The 19,384-nt window shown below is 62.2% G+C and carries 16 protein-coding genes; 15 read left to right on the forward strand and 1 reads right to left on the reverse strand.

The window, feature by feature from the left end; genetic code table 11:
- Position 1: 1 nt before the first annotated feature.
- The 4 genes from AC1Q6Y_RS05700 to AC1Q6Y_RS05715 all read left to right on the forward strand — a co-directional run bounded on the left by AC1Q6Y_RS05700 (position 2) and on the right by AC1Q6Y_RS05715 (position 3,714).
- Positions 2-1,072: an alpha/beta hydrolase gene (locus tag AC1Q6Y_RS05700; protein WP_492624146.1), complete on the forward strand. Its 1,071-nt coding sequence runs from the start codon at positions 2-4 to the stop codon at positions 1,070-1,072.
- A 50-nt stretch (positions 1,073-1,122) separates the two neighbouring features.
- The gene (locus tag AC1Q6Y_RS05705) at positions 1,123-2,178 is read left to right on the forward strand and encodes an alpha/beta hydrolase (RefSeq protein WP_492624147.1); all 1,056 of its coding nucleotides are present in this window, start codon (positions 1,123-1,125) and stop codon (positions 2,176-2,178) included.
- A gap of 80 nt (positions 2,179-2,258) precedes the next feature.
- Positions 2,259-3,152, forward strand: coding sequence for a LysR family transcriptional regulator (locus AC1Q6Y_RS05710; RefSeq protein ID WP_407516411.1), 894 nt, complete (start codon positions 2,259-2,261; stop codon positions 3,150-3,152).
- A gap of 124 nt (positions 3,153-3,276) precedes the next feature.
- Entirely contained in the window at positions 3,277-3,714 is a 438-nt protein-coding gene (locus AC1Q6Y_RS05715; RefSeq protein ID WP_407516412.1) for a DUF6130 family protein, read from the forward strand.
- Between the two features lie 183 nt (positions 3,715-3,897).
- Here the strand turns inward: AC1Q6Y_RS05715 and AC1Q6Y_RS05720 are convergent, their stop codons facing one another.
- Positions 3,898-4,875 (reverse strand): LysR family transcriptional regulator, encoded by a 978-nt coding sequence (locus tag AC1Q6Y_RS05720; protein WP_090456025.1) that lies wholly within the window; start codon positions 4,873-4,875, stop codon positions 3,898-3,900.
- A 394-nt stretch (positions 4,876-5,269) separates the two neighbouring features.
- On the opposite strand from AC1Q6Y_RS05720, the gene AC1Q6Y_RS05725 reads away from it, so the two are divergent.
- The 11 genes from AC1Q6Y_RS05725 (at position 5,270) to acmB (ending at position 19,334) form a co-directional block, all read left to right on the forward strand.
- On the forward strand, positions 5,270-5,599 hold the full coding sequence (locus AC1Q6Y_RS05725) for a DUF485 domain-containing protein (RefSeq protein ID WP_090456027.1): 330 nt from the start codon (positions 5,270-5,272) through the stop codon (positions 5,597-5,599).
- The gene (locus AC1Q6Y_RS05730) at positions 5,596-7,245 is read left to right on the forward strand and encodes a cation acetate symporter (RefSeq protein WP_090456028.1); all 1,650 of its coding nucleotides are present in this window, start codon (positions 5,596-5,598) and stop codon (positions 7,243-7,245) included. The genes AC1Q6Y_RS05725 and AC1Q6Y_RS05730 overlap by 4 nt, the downstream gene beginning before the upstream one ends.
- 173 nt (positions 7,246-7,418) lie before the next feature.
- Positions 7,419-8,669, forward strand: coding sequence for an OprD family porin (locus tag AC1Q6Y_RS05735; protein ID WP_492624148.1), 1,251 nt, complete (start codon positions 7,419-7,421; stop codon positions 8,667-8,669).
- 288 nt (positions 8,670-8,957) lie between these two features.
- Positions 8,958-10,661, forward strand: coding sequence for an AMP-binding protein (locus AC1Q6Y_RS05740; RefSeq protein ID WP_492624149.1), 1,704 nt, complete (start codon positions 8,958-8,960; stop codon positions 10,659-10,661).
- Positions 10,662-10,762: 101 nt separating this feature from the next.
- Positions 10,763-12,271: a CoA-acylating methylmalonate-semialdehyde dehydrogenase gene (locus tag AC1Q6Y_RS05745; RefSeq protein ID WP_492624150.1), complete on the forward strand. Its 1,509-nt coding sequence runs from the start codon at positions 10,763-10,765 to the stop codon at positions 12,269-12,271.
- Positions 12,272-12,360: 89 nt separating this feature from the next.
- Entirely contained in the window at positions 12,361-13,251 is an 891-nt protein-coding gene (mmsB, locus tag AC1Q6Y_RS05750) for a 3-hydroxyisobutyrate dehydrogenase (protein ID WP_492624151.1), read from the forward strand.
- 2 nt (positions 13,252-13,253) lie between these two features.
- Positions 13,254-14,342 (forward strand): enoyl-CoA hydratase/isomerase family protein, encoded by a 1,089-nt coding sequence (locus tag AC1Q6Y_RS05755; RefSeq protein WP_492624152.1) that lies wholly within the window; start codon positions 13,254-13,256, stop codon positions 14,340-14,342.
- Between the two features lie 150 nt (positions 14,343-14,492).
- Positions 14,493-15,599 (forward strand): acyl-CoA dehydrogenase family protein, encoded by a 1,107-nt coding sequence (locus AC1Q6Y_RS05760; RefSeq protein WP_492624153.1) that lies wholly within the window; start codon positions 14,493-14,495, stop codon positions 15,597-15,599.
- A gap of 66 nt (positions 15,600-15,665) precedes the next feature.
- Positions 15,666-17,294 (forward strand): methyl-accepting chemotaxis protein, encoded by a 1,629-nt coding sequence (locus AC1Q6Y_RS05765; RefSeq protein ID WP_492624154.1) that lies wholly within the window; start codon positions 15,666-15,668, stop codon positions 17,292-17,294.
- Positions 17,291-17,971, forward strand: coding sequence for a TetR/AcrR family transcriptional regulator (locus tag AC1Q6Y_RS05770; protein ID WP_492624155.1), 681 nt, complete (start codon positions 17,291-17,293; stop codon positions 17,969-17,971). The genes AC1Q6Y_RS05765 and AC1Q6Y_RS05770 overlap by 4 nt, the downstream gene beginning before the upstream one ends.
- Before the next feature lie 178 nt (positions 17,972-18,149).
- Positions 18,150-19,334: a methyl acetate hydrolase AcmB gene (gene acmB, locus AC1Q6Y_RS05775; protein WP_492624156.1), complete on the forward strand. Its 1,185-nt coding sequence runs from the start codon at positions 18,150-18,152 to the stop codon at positions 19,332-19,334.
- Positions 19,335-19,384: the final 50 nt, after the last annotated feature.

Consider the following 19,384-nt stretch of genomic DNA (forward strand, 5'->3'; position numbering starts at 1 on the left):
CATGAAGACTGGAAAAAACCTGCTGAACATCACCCTGCTGAGCGTGCTTGCCGCCTGTGCGGGCCATGCCAATGCCGCCGCCCCCTTGATGATTCAGGAGCAAGGCAGCTTCGCCGCCGGCGGGACGATGATCACCGCACCGGGCTCGTTCAATCCGCGCAACCCCATGAATCCTGATGGCCAGACTTACCACGGCGACCATGCGTACACCTTCTACCAAATCCCGGTCGATGCGCGAAAACTGCCCATCGTCATGTGGCACGGCGCAGGCCAGTTTTCCAAGACCTGGGAAACCACCGCGGATGGCCGCGAAGGCTTCCAGAATATTTTTCTGCGGCGCCAGTTCGGCGTGTATCTGATCGACCAGCCGCGTCGTGGCGATGCCGGCCGCAGCATGGTCGAAGCAACGGTCAAGCCTGTCCCGGACGAGCAGCTCTGGTTCAACCAGTTCCGCATCGGCTTGTGGCCCAACTATTTCGAGGGTGTGCAGGTTGCCCGGGATGCGCAAACGCGCGATCAGTTTTTCCGCGCGATGACGCCGAACACCGGTCCGTTCGACATGGCCGTGGTCTCCGATGGCGTGTCGGCGGTCTTCGACAAAATCGGCCCCGGCATCCTGTTCACGCACTCTCAGGGTGGCGGGCCTGGTTGGTTGACGGCGATCAAGAACAACAAGGTCAAGGCCATCGTGGCTTTCGAGCCGGGCAGCAGCTTCGTTTTCCCGCAGGGTGAAGTACCCGCGCCGATTCCCAGCGCGTTCGACACGGTACAAGGTGCAGCGGTGCCGATGGATCAGTTCATGGCGCTCACGCGCATTCCGGTCCTGATCCTCTACGGCGACAACATCCCGGAGCAAGCCGTCGACCTGCCCGCTCAGGACAGCTGGCGCGCCCGACTCACCATGGCCCGGCTTTGGCGCGATGCCGTCAACAAACACGGCGGTGACGTGAGGCTGATCCACTTGCCGGAGATTGGCATCAAGGGCAATACCCACTTCCCCATGTCGGATCTGAACAACGTGCAGATCGCGGACCTGGTGTCCGGGTTTCTGACAGAAAAGCATCTGGATTGACGGCTTCAGCACATTTTTTTAACGCGCCTTTTAATGCTCCGGAGACACTTATGAGAAACACAATTTTGAAAGCCTCGCTGATGGCCGCCATGGTCGGTATTTCTGCTGGCGAAGCCGGCGCCGCCGACTACAAAAAGAACCCGTTCACCCTGGCTTACGACGGTGCAATTACCAAGAATGAACCCGGCAAGGTCAACATCCATCCGGTCACCTACAAGCTCAATGGCCTGGACATCGCTGCCAACGTCTACACCCCTGCCAACTACGATGCGAAGAAGGCTTATCCGACGGTGGTGGTGGCGCACCCCAATGGCGGCGTGAAAGAGCAAGTCGCCGGTTTGTATGCCCAGCGACTGGCTGAACAAGGCTACATCACGATTACCGCCGATGCCGCGTATCAGGGCGCAAGTGGCGGACAACCGCGCAGCATCGACAAGCCGGCGTACCGCATCGAGGATATCCACGGCATGGCGGACTTCATCACCCAGTATGCTGGCGTCGACGGCAAGCGTCTGGGCCTGCTTGGCATCTGCGGTGGCGGTGGCTACTCGTTGGCCGCCGCGCAAACCGACAAGCGATTCAAGTCGGTGGCGACCGTGAGCATGTTCAACTCTGGCCGGGTGCGTCGCAATGGCTACAACGACTCGCAACTGGGCACCATCGAGCAACGCCTGCAACAGGCTTCCGCTGCCCGCGCCCAGGAAGCGGCCGGAGGTGAAGTGCTCTATTCGGGCGATGCCAACCTCACCGATGAGCAGATCGCCAAACTGCCGTTCGAGCTGTATCGCCAGGGTTATGAGTACTACTGGAAGACCCATGCCCACCCAGACTCGACCTTCAAGTACACCACGAGCAGCTTGCTGGACCTGATGCGCTTCGACGCCACCAACCAGATCGAACTGATCAATCAGCCATTGCTGATGATCGCCGGTAGCAAGGCCGACAGCCTGTACATGACCCAGGATGCGTTCCCCAAGGCCACCGGTACGAAAGACAAAGAGTTGTTCATCATCGACGGCGCAACGCACATCGAAACCTACTGGGTTCCCAAGTATGTGGACGCTGCACTCGGCAAGTTGACGCCGTTCTACGCAAGAACCTTGTGACTGGCTCGTTGGGGTCGCGCATCCATGCGGAACCTGATTACATGGAATAATCCCGCGCTCCGCATGAGAGGCTCTCATCAATGTCCCGCGCCAATCTCAACGATCTGCAAGCCTTCGTGGTCATTACCCGCGAAGGCAGCTTCACTCGCGCCGCCGCACAGCTGGGCGTCTCGCAGTCCGCGCTGAGCCACACCATGCGCGCTCTCGAAACCAGGCTCGGCGTTCGCCTGTTGACCCGAACCACGCGCAGCGTATCCCCCACAGAGGCTGGCCAGCGGCTGTATCAGTCCATGGCGCCGCGCTTCGACGAAATTGAACTTGAATTGGCTGCGGTCAGCGAGTTTCGCGATACCCCGGCAGGCAACGTGCGGATTTCAGCTTCCGAACATGCGGCGAACAACATCCTTTGGCCCAAGCTGTCGAAGGTGCTTCCCGACTACCCGGACATCAAGGTCGAAATCACCGTCGACTACGCCCTCTGCGACATCGTCGCGCAGCGCTACGACGCGGGCGTGCGCCTGGGCGATCAGGTGGCCAAGGACATGATCGCCGTCCCGATCGGCCCCCCGTTGCGCATCGCCGTAGTGGGGTCTGCCGAATACTTCAAACAGCGGCCGTATCCGAAAGAGCCAAGGGATTTGGCCGCACACAATTGCATCAATTTGCGCCTGCCCACCCACGGGAACCTGATGCAATGGGACTTTGAGAAGGACGGTCACGAACTCAAGGCGCGTGTCGAAGGACAGTGGACGTTCAACAGCAGCTTGCCGATCCTGCGCGCTGCTGTCGCCGGATGCGGGCTGGGGTTCCTGCCAGAAGATATGGTAGCCAGGGAGCTTGCCGACGGAAGCCTTGTGCGGGTACTCGAAGACTGGTGCCAGCCTTTTGCCGGTTACCACCTTTACTACCCCAATCGCCGTGAGCATTCTTCAGCGTTCGGCGTAGTGGTGGACGCGCTGCGTTACAAGCGCTGATTCGTCCATGGTCAACCTGCCTGGATGGCACGGATGAAATACGTGAGTGATTCCAACTTCAAATAAACACTGGGAGATACTCGGGTTGATCTAGGCTTGAATGAAATCACGCGGGAAAAAAACCATGTCCCTCGCCCCCGGAAATCTATTGGCCCTGGCTTTGGGTGTCTTCTTTTGCACAGCCGTGTACGGACAAGGGGTAGCAGACACCGATTCCCCACCGGCAATACTTCCATTGGCATCCGAGACTGCGCCAAAACTCATTGCCTACCCGCCGCTTGCCGAGCCCCTTGCCCGCGGTGTTGTCATTATCCAGTATCGAACAGAACACGCCAGGATCATGCCGGTATTTGGCAAGGCAGCTGTTGAAGTATCACCACGTCTCGGTCACCTCCACGTGACCGTCGACGACTGGAAAGGCACATGGGCGCACACCAGCGAAGACCCGATCATCCTGGTTGGACTGACGCCCGGCACTCACAAGGTCCTTCTTGAAGTGGCCGATCCGACTCACAAAATCCTCGCCAGTACGACAGTGAGTTTTATCGTTCCGCAGAAGTAACCGGCGGACGCTCCCCACATTGACAGTGATCACGCAGTCAAACCATAACGATTGAGTGTTCATAACTGACTGCGGTGGTGTGAGTAGCCTCTGATTTCGAAAACACCTCTGACTGACTACGCTGTTTTCAAGTCTTTTCGCCAACCTGCACTTCGCTTTACTTCTGGCAGCACAACTCCACCCTCAGGGTGACGGTAGATAGCCCATCACACGTGACTCGCCCATCAGCAGCGGGCGATTCAGTTCCGCACAAGCACGCAAGTACTCGGCCACCAGGGTGACCCGCTTCAGCTTGCGCAGGTCCTCGCTGTAATACATCCAGAACTGCCGCGTGATCTCCACTTCACCGGGCAGCACTTCGCACAGGCGGGGATCGGGGCCGGCGAGGAAGCAAGGCAGGATCGCCAGCGCCCGCCCCTCCAGGGCTGCGTGGTAATGGGCCACCACGCTGGTGCTGCGCAGGCGACTGTTGGCGCCGGGCATCAGGTCGTTCAGGTAGAGCAGCTTGAAGCTGAAGGCCAGATCCTCGACGTAGGTCACGAACGGGTGAACGGCCAGGTCCTCGCGACAGCCGATCGTCGGATGACTGGCCAGGTACTCCGGCGTCGCATACAGACGCAGGCGGTAGTCGCACAATCGCGAGCACACATAGGGACCGCGCTCGGGCCGTTCCAGGGTGATGGCGATGTCCGCCTCGCGCCGTGACAGGTTGATGAAATGCGGGACCGGCAAAATGTCCGCCGAGATATGCGGATAGTGCTCGAGGAAGTGGCTCATCTGCGCAGTGATGAAACAGGTCCCGAAGGCTTCGGTACAGCCGATGCGCAGGTGCCCGGCGAGCCCCCCGGTGGTGCCGAAAACCTGCTCGCAGGCTACCAGCAGCGTACTTTCCAGGGATTCGGCGTGGCTGACCAGACGCTGCCCCTCCACGGTCAGGACAAAACCTGCGGTTCGCGACTTCTCGAACAACAGAGCACCCAGACACTGCTCCAGGGCGCGTATGCGCCGCGACACCGTGGTGTAGTCCACCCCCAGGCGGCGAGCTGCACCGCTGGCGGTGCGGGCACGGGCGACCTCGAGGAAGAAACGCATGTCGTCCCAGTTCAGTGGGTTCTGCGTTGTGCTTTTTTGCATATCCATCGGGCTTTTCTGCCAATACATATGGGAAATATGCACTTATATACTCGCATCTCACCCAACTTGGCCAGCGTCGTTTTCAGGCCAGGAAAGCCCCCCACCCCAATAATAAATACCGAGGGCTGACAGCATGAGCGCATGGATAAACACCGGCTTGCACGCCGGACACAAACAGCTGCGCAACAGCGCAATCGCGGCCACGGTTCTCGTCTGCCGTTGGCCCGATCCGCTGCTCGCCGCGCAGCGGATCGGGCTCGCCCTCCTGCACCGCCCTCTCTCCACCGCAAGGTCATCCGGGCGGCAATAACTCCAGCACATCAGCATTCAGGTGGCGTCCCGCATCGGGTCGCTGCCCGGGTACCCGTACGCCCCTCAAAAGGCCGAACAACAAAAACAACTAGAAATGCGGAGCTGCACCATGACGACCGACCATCCGAACCACGTCCAGACCTGTGCACTGGTCAGGGCCAACCCCAAGTTCCACCGCCTCGCGCGCCAGCGTGCACTGCTGGCCTGGACGCTGAGCGGCGCGGTCCTGGCTATCTATTACAGCTTCATCATGGTGGTGGCTTTCGCCCCTGCCTGGCTGCACCTGCCGCTCTACGACGGCAGCCACCTCAGCCTCGGCATGCCAATCGGCGTGACGATCATCCTGTTGTCCTGGCTACTCACCGCCTGGTACGTGCACAGCGCCAACACCCGCTTCGACGTACTCAGCTCGCAGATCCTGCAGGAGTCCCGCGCATGAAACGCCTGTTCGCCCTTCTCGCCCTCAGCCCTGTGCTGGCCCATGCCGAGCCCATCATTGCGCAGAAGCAACCGCTCAACCTGCACGCCATCGGCATGTTTTTCGTCTTCGTCCTCGCCACCCTGCTGATCACCTGGTGGGCGGCACGACGCACCCGCTCCGCCGCCGACTTCTACAGCGCCGGTGGCGGCATCACCGGCTTCCAGAATGGCCTGGCAATCGCCGGTGACTACATGTCGGCGGCAACTCTGTTGGGTCTGTCGAGCCTGGTCTTCGCCAAGGGCTACGACGGCTTCGTCTACATCATCGGCTTCTTCGTCGGCTGGCCCATCGTCACCTTCCTGATGGCCGAGCGCTTGCGCAACCTGGGGCGCTACACCTTCGCCGACATCGTCTCCTACCGCCTCGATCAAACCCGCGTGCGCAGCTTCGCCGCCCTCGGATCGCTGACCGTGGTGTGCTGCTATCTGGTGGTGCAGATGGTCGGTGCCGGTCAACTGATCAAACTGCTGTTCGGCCTCGACTACCGCACGGCGGTGGTGGTAGTCGGACTGCTGATGCTGGTCTATGTCATCTTCGGCGGCATGCTCGCCACCACATGGGTACAGATCACCAAGGCGGTCCTGCTCCTGGCGGGCGGCACGACACTGGTGCTGATGGCCCTGAGTCGTTTCGATTTCAGCTTCGAGACGCTGGCCGCCCAGGCTGTGGCCGTGCATGCCAGCGGCGTGCAGATCATGGGCCCGGGCACCTTGCTGGCCGACCCGATCAACGCGGTGTCCCTATCCCTTGGACTGGTCTTCGGCATTGCCGGCCTGCCGCACATCCTGATGCGCTTCTTCACGGTGCCCAATGCCAAGGAAGCGCGTAAATCCGTACTGTTCGCCACGGTGTTCATCGGTTTCTTCTTCCTGGTGGTCTGCGTCCTGGGCTATACCGCCATCGTCATCGTCGGCACCGATCCTCAGTACTACGTCGATGGCAAGCTCGGCGGGGCCATGATTGGCGGCAGCAATATGGTAGCCATGCACCTGGCGAAGGCGGTGGGTGGCAACCTGTTTCTCGGTTTCCTCTCTGCCGTGGCTTTCGCCACCATTCTCGCAGTGGTGGCTGGCCTGGCCCTGGCCGGTGCCTCGGCCATCTCCCATGACCTTTACGCTTCGGTATTGAAGAAGGGCTGCGCCGACGAGAAACAGGAAATGCGTGTGTCGCGCATCGCCACCATCTGCCTGGGCATCGTTGCGATCGCCCTCGGCATTCTGTTCGAGGGGCAGAACATCGCCTTCCTGGTCGGCCTGACGTTCGGCATCGCCGCCTCGGCGAACTTCCCGGTACTGATCATGGCCATGTACTGGGGCGGCCTGACCACCCGCGGCGCCCTCTATGGCGGCCTGACCGGGCTGGTCAGCGCACTGGCCCTGGTGATCGGCTCGCCGTCGGTGTGGGTCGGCGTACTGGGGCATGCCCAGGCGCTCTTCCCTTACGACCAGCCGGCGCTGTTCTCCATGCCACTGGCCTTCCTGGTCATAGTGGTCGCTTCCAGGCTTGACCGCAGCGAACGCGCCGACCGCGAACGCGCCGCCTATGCCGACCAGTTCGTCCGTGCCCAGACCGGCCTTGGAGCTGCCATGGCCAGCAGTCACTGACGCTGCTTTTTCCGGGGCTGACGCCCCGAGCGCGAGTCCGCTCCTTTGCTTCGCGCTTTTTTACGCCCGACCTGCGCCGCTCGGCGCAGGACACCCCAGAAGCGCCCCTCCCTCGCCAACGCCAAGCGGCGCGGGAGCGGCTCGTCGACAACAAAAACAACAAAAGGCAACCAATGAAACCCACCACCCTCACCCTGTTCCTGGCCGGCACCGGCCTCGCCGCACAGGCTCACGCCGACTTCTTCGCAGACAGCACGGCCAGGCTGGAAACGCGCAACTTCTACTTCAACCGCGACTTCCGCCAGGCCAATGCCGCCCAGTCCAAGCAAGAAGAATGGGCCCAGGGTTTCCTGCTGCGCTACGAATCCGGCTATACCGACGGCATGATCGGCGTCGGTATCGACGCTCTTGGCCAGCTCGGCGTCAAGCTCGATTCCAGTCCCGATCGCTCCGGCTCTGGCCTGCTCAAGCGCGATAACGAGCCGCCCAAACGCGCCAAGGACGAGTATGGCGAACTGGGCCTGACGGCCAAGTTCAAAGCGTCCAACAGCGTGCTCAAGCTCGGCACCCTGACCCCGAAGTTGCCGGTACTGCTGGCCAATGACTCGCGCCTGTTGCCGCAAACATTCCGCGGTGGGCAGTTGAACGTCCAGGAGATCAAAGGCCTGAGCGTCGATGCCGGGCGCGTGGATCGGGTCAACCAGCGCGACTCCTCGAACTACGAGAAAATGGCGATCACCACCACCGGCGCCAAGGGCATTGTCAGTGGCCAGGCCCGCAGTGATGCCTTCAATTTCGCCGGCCTTGCCTACCAGTGGAACGACCGGCTGAACACCGGCTACAACTACGGCGGCCTGGACGACTTCTACCACCAACACCAGTTCAGTCTGGTCCACGTGCTGCCGCTGGGCGCAGGCCAGACGCTCAAGAGCGACCTGCGCTACGCCCGCTCCACCGACGACGGCAACAGCAACATCGACAACAACGCCTTCGGCGCCATGTTCACCTATGCCCTCGGCGGCCATGCCTTCGGTCTGGGCTACCAACGCATGAGTGGCGACACCGGCTTTGCCTACGTCAATGGCAGCGACGCCTACCTGGTCAACTTCGTGCAGATCAACGACTTCGCCAACAAGGACGAGCGTTCCTGGCAGGCGCGCTACGACTACAACTTCGCGGCACTCGGCATTCCCGGCCTGACCTTCATGACCCGCTACCTGGCCGGCGACAGCATCGATCTGGGCGCCCGCAGGCCTGAGGGTCGCGAATGGGAGCGCGACACCGACATCGGCTACGTGGTGCAGAGCGGCCCGCTGAAAAACCTCGGTCTGAAGTGGCGCAACGCTACGGTGCGCACCGCCCACTTCGGCAACGATCTCGACGAAAACCGCCTGATCCTCAGCTATACCCTGGCGCTCTGGTAATCCCTCGCACAAGGCGGGTGCCGCTCACATCGCTTGACGGTGCGGGCAGCACCCGCCTTGTGCATTTCTGGCGCATCGGGGATGCCGCCAGCCTGTGTTTTTTTGCACAACGCACGGGACTTTTTGAGCATTTTTATTTGATTTATGCATGCCTATACTCGATTCAACCGCTTGGTCATGAACCAGGTCAGTCCCAATAAAAATAAACAGGGCACCCACCGTGAAGCCATTCTTGCTTGCCGTCGTCTCCCCACTGTCAGGTACCCGCGCGCGTTCCGGGAGACTCCAATGAACAACAACTGCCAACCCTTCCTGGCCGCTCGTGACTTCCTGCTGGCCCACCGTACCGACTACGCCACCGCCGTGCGTGACTTCCGCTGGCCACAGTTGACCGAGTTCAACTGGGCTCTGGATTACTTTGACGCCATGGCCGAGGGCAACCAGGCCAATGCCCTGTGGATCGTCGAAGAGGACAGCAGCGAACAACGCTACAGCTTCCAGCAGCTGGCCGCGCGCTCCAACCAGGTGGCCAATCACCTGCGTGCCCTGGGCGTGCGCCGCGGAGAGCGCATCCTGCTGATGCTCGGTAACGACATCGCCCTGTGGGAAACCATGCTGGCTGCCTTCAAGCTCGGCGCCGTGGTCATCCCCGCCACCGCCCTGCTGACCCCTGAAGACTTACGTGATCGCATCGAGCGTGGCCATGTGCGTCATCTGGTGGTCGGCGCCGCTCATGTCGACAAGTTCGACGGCCTGGGTGAAGGCTGCAGCCGCATCTGTGTTGGCCCGACCCCCGCCGGCTGGACCCCGCACAGCGCTGGCAGCGAATATTCCGAACAGTTCGAAGTCGAGGGCCAAACGCTCGCCACCGACCCGATGCTGCTGTACTTCACCTCCGGCACCACCTCCAAGCCGAAGATGGTGCTGCACAGTCACCAGAGTTACCCGGTCGGCCACCTATCGACCATGTACTGGATCGGCCTGCAGCCGGGCGACCTGCACCTGAACATTTCGTCCCCGGGCTGGGCCAAGCACGCCTGGAGTTGCCTCTTCGCACCATGGAATGCCGGTGCCTGCATCTTTATCCACAACACCGCACGCTTCAGCGCGCAAGCCCTGCTCGGCGTGCTGGAACGCTACGGCGTCACCAGCCTGTGTGCGCCGCCTACCGTGTGGCGCATGCTGATCCAGGAAGACCTGGCCAGCTACAAGACACGCCTGCGCCTGCGCGAACTGGTGGGCGCTGGTGAGCCGCTCAACCCGGAGATCATCGAGCAGATCCTGCACGCCTGGGGCCTGTTGCTGCGCGACGGTTTCGGCCAGTCGGAAACCACCGCCCTGGTCGGCAACACGCCTGGCCAGCGGCTCAAGCCGGGGTCCATGGGCCGTCCGCTGCCGGGCTACCGGGTGACCATGCTCGACCCTGATGGCGTGCCGGGTAACGAAGGCGAAGTGGCCCTGCCGCTGGATGTGCGCCCGCTCGGCCTGATGCTGTGCTACGAGGACAGCCCGGAAAAGACCGCCGAAGTGATGCGCGACGGCTACTACCGCACCGGCGACACCGCGCAGATCGACGAAGAGGGCTACATCACCTTCGTCGGCCGCGCCGACGACGTGTTCAAGGCTTCCGACTACCGCATCAGCCCCTTCGAGCTGGAAAGCGCGCTGATCGAGCACCCGGCGGTAATGGAAGTGGCCGTGGTGCCAAGCCCCGACCCGGTGCGCCTGGCAGTGCCCAAGGCCTATCTGATCCTGGCCCATGAAGCCCAGGGCAGCCACGAACTGGCCGGCAGCATCTTCGCGTTCGCCCGCGAGCACCTGGCGCCCTACAAGCGGGTGCGGCGCATCGAATTTGTCAGCGAGCTGCCCAAGACCATCTCCGGGAAGATCCGCCGGGTGGAACTGCGGCAAATGGAAACGCAGCGCCGTCAGGGCGACGCACGTGGCCCGCAGGAATACTTCGAAGAAGACTTCCCGCAACTCAAGGGCTGAACCCAGGCTGGTACGCCGGCCCTTCTGAATCCAAATCCGACCGCTCGGCCATCCAGGCCGAGTGGCTTAACTCGACCCAAAGAAAGTAGGCAGAACTGAAAATGACCTCTTCCAGCATTCCAAGCGTCAAGCTTCTCATCAACGGCGAATTCGTCGAATCGCGCAGCACTCAGTGGCGCGACGTAGTCAACCCGGCCACCCAGGAAGTCCTGGCCCGCGTCCCCTTCGCCACCGCCGAGGAAATGAACGCCGCCGTCGCCAGCGCCAAGCAAGCCTTCAAGACCTGGCGCAAGACCCCGATCGGTACCCGTTCCCGTGTCTTCCTCAAGTACCAGCAACTGATCCGCGAGAACATCAAGGAACTGGCCGCCCTGCTGACCGCCGAGCAAGGCAAGACCCTGCCGGATGCCGAAGGTGACGTGTTCCGCGGCCTGGAAGTGGTCGAGCACGCCGCCAGCATCGGCAACCTGCAGATGGGCGAGTTGGCCAACAACGTGGCCAACGGCGTCGACACCTACACCCTGCTGCAACCGCTGGGCGTGTGCGCCGGCATCACCCCGTTCAACTTCCCGGCGATGATCCCGCTTTGGATGTTCCCGATGGCCATTGCCACCGGCAACACCTTCGTCCTCAAGCCGTCCGAGCAGGACCCGCTGGTGACCATGCGCCTGGTGGAACTGGCGCTGGAGGCCGGTGTACCCAAGGGTGTACTCAACGTCATCCACGGTGGCGTCGACGCGGTGAACCTGATCTGCGACCACCCGGATATCAAGGCCGTGTCCTTCGTCGGCTCGACCAAGGTCGGCACCCACGTCTACAACCGCGCCACCCAGAACGGCAAGCGCGCGCAATGCATGATGGGCGCGAAAAACCATGCCATCGTCCTGCCCGATGCCAACCGGCAGCAAACCCTGAACAACCTGCTGGGCGCCTCCTTCGGCGCCGCCGGCCAGCGCTGCATGGCTCTGCCCGTGGTGATCCTGGTCGGTGAAGCGCAGGCTTGGCTACCGGACCTGATTGAGCGAACCAAGACCCTCAAGATCAATGGCGGCACCGAGCCAGGCACCGACATCGGCCCGGTGATTTCCTGCGCCGCCCTGGACCGCGTCAACGGCCTGATCGCCAGCGGCATCGAAGAAGGTGCAAAGCTTGAACTGGATGGGCGCAACCCGAGCGTGCCGGGCTACCAGGACGGCAACTTCGTCGGCCCGACCATTTTCTCCGGCGTCACGGCGCAAATGTCCGTGTACCGCGAAGAGATCTTCGGCCCGGTGCTGAGCGTGATGCACGCCGCCAACCTGGATGAGGCGATCGAGATCATCAACGCCAACCCGAACGGCAACGGCACTGCCCTGTTCACCCGTTCCGGTGCTGCCGCTCGTCACTTCCAGGAAGAGATCGACGTCGGCCAGGTGGGCATCAACGTGCCAATCCCGGTACCGGTCCCGCTGTTCTCCTTCTCCGGTTCGCGCGCCTCCAAGCTGGGCGACCTGGGTCCCTACGGCAAGCAAGTGGTGACCTTCTACACCCAGACCAAGACGATCACCCAGCGCTGGTTCGACGAGGACGACACCGTCGGCGCGGTGAACACCACCATCACCCTGAAATGACCTTTGCCGGTCGGCGCCTTGCGTCGGCCGACGACAAGCGCGCGCAGGATTTCCTGCGCCATTGCCCCCTATCGTAAAAGGTAGCCAACATGCATATCGGATTTCTCGGCCTCGGCAACATGGGCGGCCCAATGGCCCGTAACCTGCTCAAGGCTGGCCACAGCCTGACCGTCTTTGATCCCTTCCCCCAGGCGGTCGCCGCCCTGGTGGAGGCCGGCGCCAGCGCCGCCGACTCGCCCGCCGCCGTGGCCAAGGCCAGGGTCGAGGTGATCATCACCATGCTGCCGACCGCCGAACACGTGAAGCAGGTCTATCGCGGCAAGGACGGCCTGCTGGCCAATATCGGCCCAGGCGTGTTGCTTATCGACAGTTCGACCATCGACCCGCTGAGCACCCGCGAAGTGGCCAAATATGCCCTCGCCCAAGGCAACCCGATGCTCGACGCGCCGGTATCCGGCGGCACCGGCGGCGCGGCGGCAGGCACCCTGACCTTTATGGTCGGTGGCCCGGACAGTGTGTTCGACCAGGCCCTGCCGATCCTATCGGCCATGGGCAAGAACATCGTGCACTGCGGCGCAGCCGGCAACGGCCAAGTGGCCAAGATCGCCAACAACATGCTGCTCGGCATCTCCATGGTCGGCGTCGCCGAAGCCATGGCCCTGGGTGTGGCCCTGGGCATGGAAGCCAAGGTGCTGGCCGGGATCATCAATACCTCCAGCGGTCGCTGCTGGAGCTCGGAGATCAACAATCCGTTCCCGGGTGTACTGGAAAACGCGCCGGCCTCACGCGGCTACAGCGGCGGCTTTGGCAGCGACCTGATGCTCAAGGATCTGGGCCTGGCCACCGAAGCGGCCAGGCACGCGCGTCAACCGGTCGCGCTCGGTGCTGTAGCCCAACAGCTGTACCAGACCTTCAGCCTGCAAGGTAATGGCGGCCTGGACTTCTCCGCCATCATCCAACTGTTCCGCGGGGAAGCCTGAGCATGAGCGAGCAGCAAGCCCCGGTGCTGGCCAGCGTACGCAACCGCGTCGGCCACCTGACACTGAATCGGCCAAGCGCGTTGAACACCCTGGACCTGCCCATGGTGCGCCTGCTATGCCGGCACCTGTGGGCTTGGGAACAGGACCCGCAGATCGTCGCCGTGACCATTCGCGGCGCCGGTGAAAAGGCCTTCTGCGCCGGCGGCGACATTCGCATGCTGTACGACAGCTACAAGGCCGGCGACAACCAGCACGAGCTGTTCCTCGAGGAAGAGTATGCCCTCGACGAATACCTGCATGGTTACACCAAGCCAGTGCTGGCGCTGCTCGATGGTTTCGTCCTCGGCGGCGGCATGGGCCTGGCCCAGGCCGCCTCGCTACGGGTGATCACCGAGCGCACGCGGATGGGCATGCCGGAAGTCGGCATCGGCTTTTTCCCCGATGTCGGTGGCAGCTATTTCCTGCCGCGCCTGCCGGGGGAACTGGGAACCTATCTGGGCATCACCGGCTGCCAGGTGCGTGCCGCCGATGCCCTCTATGCGAACCTTGCCGACTACTACCTGCCCAGCGAACGGCTGGCCGAGCTGGATGCCTGTCTGGACCACCTGAACTGGACCGCTGCGCCCGACGAAGACTTGCAGGACCTGCTTGCCGACATGGCTACAGAGCGTCTTGCCGGGTCCGAGCTCAAGGCCTGTCGCCAGGCGATCGACGAGTACTTCGCCTTGCCCGATGTCCCGGCCATTCGTACCGCGCTGCAGCGAGAACAACGCCCTGAGCTGCAAGACTGGGCCGAACAGACGGTGAAACTGCTCGACAGCCGCTCGCCACTGGCGATGGCCACGACGCTTGAGTTGTTGCGCCGTGGTCGTTACCTGAGCCTGGCCGAGTGCTTCGCTCTGGAGTTGCACCTGGACTACCAGTGGTTCGACAAGGGCGACCTGATGGAGGGTGTGCGCGCCCTGATCATCGACAAGGACAAGTTCCCACGCTGGAACCCGCCAACCCTGGCAGAGCTGGAACCTGCCCGGGTGCAGGCCTTCTTCAACGAGTTTCAACGCGCCTGCGGCAAGCCCGTACGCACCGCCTGATCGGCAGGAGACTTTGCAATGCTCGATATCGAATTGACCGAAGAACAACGCATGATCCGCGACATGGCGCGGGGGGGGGGGGGGGGGGGGGGGGGGGGGGGGGGGGGGGGGGGGGGGGGGGGGGGGGGGGGGTAGGTANNNNTCCGCGACATGGCACGCAACTCCCCCCACAGCGAATCCCCGCCGCATGCCCAGGCCTGGGAGAAGGCCGGCTGGATCGATGACGCCGTGGTGGCGCAGATGGGCGAGCTGGGCCTGCTGGGCATGGTCGTGCCGGACACCTGGGGCGGCAGCTACACCGACTATGTGGCCTACGCCCTGGCCGTGGAAGAAATCTCGGCCGGCGACGGTGCCCTCGGCGCGCTGATGAGCATCCACAACTCGGTAGGCTGCGGCCCCCTGCTGAAATACGGCACCCCCGCGCAGCAGGACAGTTGGCTGCCGCTGCTGGTCAGTGGTCAAGCGATCGGCTGCTTCTGCCTGACCGAGCCACAGGCTGGCTCCGAGGCGCACAACCTGCGCACTCGTGCCGAACTGCGCGACGGTCAATGGGTACTCAATGGCGCCAAGCAGTTCGTCAGCAACGGCAAGCGCGCCAGGCTGGCCATCGTCTTCGCCGTGACCGATGCGCAACTGGGCAAGAAGGGTCTGTCGGCCTTCCTGGTACCGACCGACAACCCCGGCTTCGTGGTCGACCGCAGCGAACACAAGATGGGCATCAAGGCCTCCGATACCTGCGCGGTGACCCTGAACAACTGCACCATCCCCGAGGCCAACCTGCTGGGTGAACGCGGCAAGGGCCTGGCCATTGCCCTGTCCAACCTGGAAGGCGGCCGCATCGGCATCGCCGCCCAGGCTCTGGGTATCGCCCGCGCCGCCTTCGAGGCAGCCCTCGGCTATGCCCGCGAACGCGCCCAGTTCGGCAAGCCGATCATCGAGCACCAGAGCGTGTCCAACCTGCTCGCCGACATGCACACCCGGCTCAACGCCACCCGCCTGCTGGTACTGCATGCGGCGCGCCTGAAAAGCGCCGGGCAACCGTGCCTGTCCGAAGCCTCCCAAGCCAAGCTGTTCGCCTCGGAAATGGCCGAACGCGTGTGCTCCAGCGCCATGCAGATCCATGGCGGCTACGGTTACCTGGAAGACTACCCGGTAGAGCGCTACTACCGCGACGCGCGCATCACCCAGATCTACGAAGGCACCAGCGAGGTCCAGCGCCTGCTGATCGCCCGCGAACTGAGCCACTACGCGCTCTGACCTCCTCCAGCCGGACGCGACTGCCGCGTCCGGCTTTTCCCTGTCTTGCCCCTTGTGGAGCTGCCCATGCCCGGCTTGCGCAATATTTCCATTAGCCGCCGTCTGTGGCTGATTTTGCTGACATCCATCCTGATGCTGCTGATACTTGCCGGCCTGATGCTCAAGCAGAGCTATAACGACCTTTATACCGCCAAGGCGCTGAAAACCCGTCACGTGGTCGAGACCGCCAGCGGCATCCTGCGCCACTTCCAAAGCCTGGAAGGTCAGGGTCTCAGTCGTGAGCAGGCGCAGCAGCAGGCCATCGCAGTCATGCGCGACTTGCGCTACGACCGCGAGGATTACTTCTGGCTCGAAGACCTCGACACGCGAATGGTCATGCACCCCAATGCCGGGCTCGAGGGCAAGCGCATGGCCGGTACACTCGATCCGGACGGCAAGGCGCTGTTCGACGAAATGGTCGCCACGGCCAAACGCGATGGCGCCGGCCTGGTGCACTACCGCTGGCCCAAACCGGGTTCCGACGCGCCAGTGGAAAAGGTTTCCTACGTCGAATTGTTCAAGCCCTGGGGCTGGATTGTCGGCTCGGGGATCTACATAGACGACGTGCAAGTCGAGTTCCGCCGCCAGCTGATTCAGACCTGCGTCATATTGCTGACGATCACCCTGCTGCTCAGTGCGCTGATCCTGCTGATTGCCCGCAGTATCGCCTCGCCACTGGCGCGGGTGGTCGATGCCATGGAGAACATCGCCAGCGGCGAAGCCGACCTGACCCGCAATCTGGATAACCGCTGGCGCGATGAACTGACAGACTTGAGCGGCCATTTCAACGTATTCACCAACAAGCTGCGTGGCGTGATCGGTCAATCCATACAGTCCGCTGACAGCCTGGACCAGGCTTCGAAGTCGCTCGGCGAAATCGCCGCCGATAGCCACAACCACAGCCAGCAGCAATCGCAGCAGATGGAACTGGTGGCCGCCGCCATCCACGAGGTCTCCTACGCCGTGCAGGAAGTGGCGAAGAACGCCGAGCACGCTGCCAACGAAGTTCGCCAGGCCGAAGAACAGGCACGTCGGGGCCAGCACAACATCGACATCAGCCTGCTCCAGATCGACCAGTTGTCCGATACCATCGGCCAGGCCGTCGAGGTGATCCAGAGCCTGGCCCGGGAAAGCACCCAGATCGGCAGCGTGCTGGAAGTGATCCGCGCCATCGCCGAGCAGACCAATCTGCTCGCGCTGAACGCCGCCATCGAGGCGGCGCGCGCTGGCGAACAGGGTCGCGGCTTCGCTGTGGTAGCAGACGAAGTGCGCCTGCTGGCCCAGCGCACCCAGCAGTCCACCGCGCAAATCCAGGACATGATCGAGCGCCTGCACGGCAACTCGCAAGCTGCAGTAGATGTCATCAATGCCAGCAGCCAAGCCGCTCGACAAACCGTGGAACAGGCCCACCAAACGGCTGAAAGCCTGCACCAGGTACTCGGCGCACTGCGCAATGTCACTGAACTGAACGCCTCGATCGCCAGCGCCACCCTGGAGCAGTCACACGTGGTCGAGGACATCAACCAGAACGTGACCCGCGCAGCCTCTCTGGCCCACGAAAGTGCCCAGGCAGCAGACCGGTCCAACGAGGCGAGCCAGGAACTGGGCCAACTTGCGGGTCAGCTCAATCGGCTATTGGGACAGTTTCGCGTATGAGGTCGATGAGTCACATGCAGCCCTCCAAAACCCTTTTTGCCGTGCCTGTCGACGAAGAACGCAACACGCGTTACCTGGAAACCCGGCACAAGGCTGTCGAGCTGTTCGCCAGGCATGGTTTCAGCCGAGTCAGCATGCGCGACCTGGCCACTTGTCTGGGGATCACCGCTGGCTCCCTCTACAACCACATCGATAGCAAAGAGGAACTGCTGTTTGAGTTGATCGAGGAGCTCTACGAAGCGTTGCTTGACGGCGCCAGCCTGGTGACCCGTCGCAAATCCGCCCCCACTGTACGACTGCACGGCCTGCTTGAGGCGCACCTGCGGCTCCACGAGCGTATGGCCGCGCATTTCCGCCTGGCTGAGTACGACCTCCATTGTTTGAGCTGCGAACAGCAAGCCTCGATTCTGACCCTGCGCCGACGCTACGAGCAGCATCTGGTGGAGACCATAGACCAACTCACCGGTAAACCGGCTAGCGTCACCCGGCGCGCGACCGTAAGCGGCATCGTGTCCTTGCTCAATCAACTACCGGCCTGGGTTGGGCAGCCCAAGGCCGGCATTGGAGCACGCCGCAAGCTGCTGCATGAGATGGTGATGAGTACCCTGCAGGGTGCATTGCGGGCAACTGAGGCGGCAGTCATTCACGCATCGCCCTCCTCCCAGACACTTAAATAAGTACCTGATTCCGACACCCTCTGCCGGCAGCCGACAAACCCTCGGATTTTATTTTCTTACTCTCCACTGGCCCCGATGTTCATCGCTTCACGTCGGGCCAATCAGTCCTGCCACTGCACACCCCACCATAAGCTCCAGCCCAGCGGGCTATGGGTCGGGTGTAAGGAGAATAAAAATAATGAATCCAGGTTTTACATCATCACTCAACCACTTGCTCGATGCTGCCACGGCTGGATCGCAGCGCGTCCCAGGCGTAGTCGCGGCAATAGTCGGGCGTGACGGTCTGGTCTATGAGGGTGCGTCAGGTCAACGGACGCTCGGTCAAGCCCCTGCCATGACGACCGACAGCGTTTTCGCCATGTTTTCCACGACCAAAGCGATAACCGCCACGGCGGTGCTGCAGTTGTTCGAAGAGGGCCGACTGGATCTCGATGCGCCTGCCAGGAACTATGTGCCGATGATCGGCGAACTGAAGGTGCTCGAGGGGTTTGATAGCGACGGAACGCCTCGCCTTCGCGCCCCCAGAAAACACATCACCACTCGAATGCTTCTGCTTCATACGGCAGGTCTGGGTTATGAGTTCTTCAACGAAAACTACAACCGACTAGCCCAGGAACAAGGACAACCCAGCATCATCAGCGGGTCGTTGGCGGCGCTTCAAACACCCTTGCTGTTTGAGCCGGGTGAACAGTGGGAATACGGCTCCAACATGGATTGGGCCGGCCTGGTGGTCGAGGCCATCACCGGCAAGCGTCTGGGTGAAGTCATGCAGCAGCGTATTTTCGAGCCGCTGGGCATGACCGATACCGCCTTTACCATGACCCCGTCGATGCTCCAGCGGCGAGCCAGCCTGCACCAACGCGCAGAGGATGGATCGCTGAGCGCACTCGAGGATTTCATCCTGCCACAGGCTCCCGAAGTGCACATGGGAGGCCATGGCCTGTATTCGACCGTGAAGGATTACTGTCAGTTTATCCGTGCCTGGCTTAACGATGGGCAGGGGGATCACGGACGGATTCTCAAACCGGAAACGATTCGTTTCGCTGAAAAAAATGGTCTCGAAAACCTGAAAGTAAAAGCCCTCCCCGGCGTTATCCCCAGTCTCACCAATACCGCAGAGTTCTTCCCGGGCATGCCCAAGTCGTGGGCGATGAGTTTCATGATCAACGATCAAGACGCCCCCACCGGTCGCCCTGCGGGTTCTTTGGCGTGGGCCGGATTGGCCAATCTTTTCTATTGGATCGACCGCAAGAACGGCATCGGCGGCTTTTGGGCCACCCAGATATTGCCGTTCGCCGATTCCGTTTCGGTCAATGCCTATCTGGATTTCGAAACGGCGGCCTACCGCTATCTGACCCGCTGACCCGGCACTGATTCGATGCAGATCGCATGAGAGCCCCCTGGGGCTCCAGG

Source organism: Pseudomonas sp. GW823-FHT06E10 (assembly GCF_058794995.1).

Bases quoted from the DNA above. Each gene is read 5' to 3' on its own strand.
- AC1Q6Y_RS05740 (WP_492624149.1), top strand. From the start codon at position 8,958: ATGAACAACAACTGCCAACCCTTCCTGGCCGCTCGTGACTTCCTGCTG.
- AC1Q6Y_RS05770 (WP_492624155.1), top strand. From the start codon at position 17,291: ATGAGGTCGATGAGTCACATGCAGCCCTCCAAAACCCTTTTTGCCGTG.
- AC1Q6Y_RS05725 (WP_090456027.1), top strand. From the start codon at position 5,270: ATGACGACCGACCATCCGAACCACGTCCAGACCTGTGCACTGGTCAGG.
- AC1Q6Y_RS05700 (WP_492624146.1), top strand. From the start codon at position 2: ATGAAGACTGGAAAAAACCTGCTGAACATCACCCTGCTGAGCGTGCTT.
- AC1Q6Y_RS05755 (WP_492624152.1), top strand. From the start codon at position 13,254: ATGAGCGAGCAGCAAGCCCCGGTGCTGGCCAGCGTACGCAACCGCGTC.
- acmB (WP_492624156.1), top strand. From the start codon at position 18,150: ATGAATCCAGGTTTTACATCATCACTCAACCACTTGCTCGATGCTGCC.
- AC1Q6Y_RS05765 (WP_492624154.1), top strand. From the start codon at position 15,666: ATGCCCGGCTTGCGCAATATTTCCATTAGCCGCCGTCTGTGGCTGATT.
- AC1Q6Y_RS05730 (WP_090456028.1), top strand. From the start codon at position 5,596: ATGAAACGCCTGTTCGCCCTTCTCGCCCTCAGCCCTGTGCTGGCCCAT.
- AC1Q6Y_RS05760 (WP_492624153.1), top strand. From the start codon at position 14,493: ATGGCACGCAACTCCCCCCACAGCGAATCCCCGCCGCATGCCCAGGCC.
- AC1Q6Y_RS05720 (WP_090456025.1), bottom strand. From the start codon at position 4,875: ATGTATTGGCAGAAAAGCCCGATGGATATGCAAAAAAGCACAACGCAG.
- AC1Q6Y_RS05715 (WP_407516412.1), top strand. From the start codon at position 3,277: ATGTCCCTCGCCCCCGGAAATCTATTGGCCCTGGCTTTGGGTGTCTTC.
- AC1Q6Y_RS05710 (WP_407516411.1), top strand. From the start codon at position 2,259: ATGTCCCGCGCCAATCTCAACGATCTGCAAGCCTTCGTGGTCATTACC.
- mmsB (WP_492624151.1), top strand. From the start codon at position 12,361: ATGCATATCGGATTTCTCGGCCTCGGCAACATGGGCGGCCCAATGGCC.
- AC1Q6Y_RS05705 (WP_492624147.1), top strand. From the start codon at position 1,123: ATGAGAAACACAATTTTGAAAGCCTCGCTGATGGCCGCCATGGTCGGT.
- AC1Q6Y_RS05745 (WP_492624150.1), top strand. From the start codon at position 10,763: ATGACCTCTTCCAGCATTCCAAGCGTCAAGCTTCTCATCAACGGCGAA.
- AC1Q6Y_RS05735 (WP_492624148.1), top strand. From the start codon at position 7,419: ATGAAACCCACCACCCTCACCCTGTTCCTGGCCGGCACCGGCCTCGCC.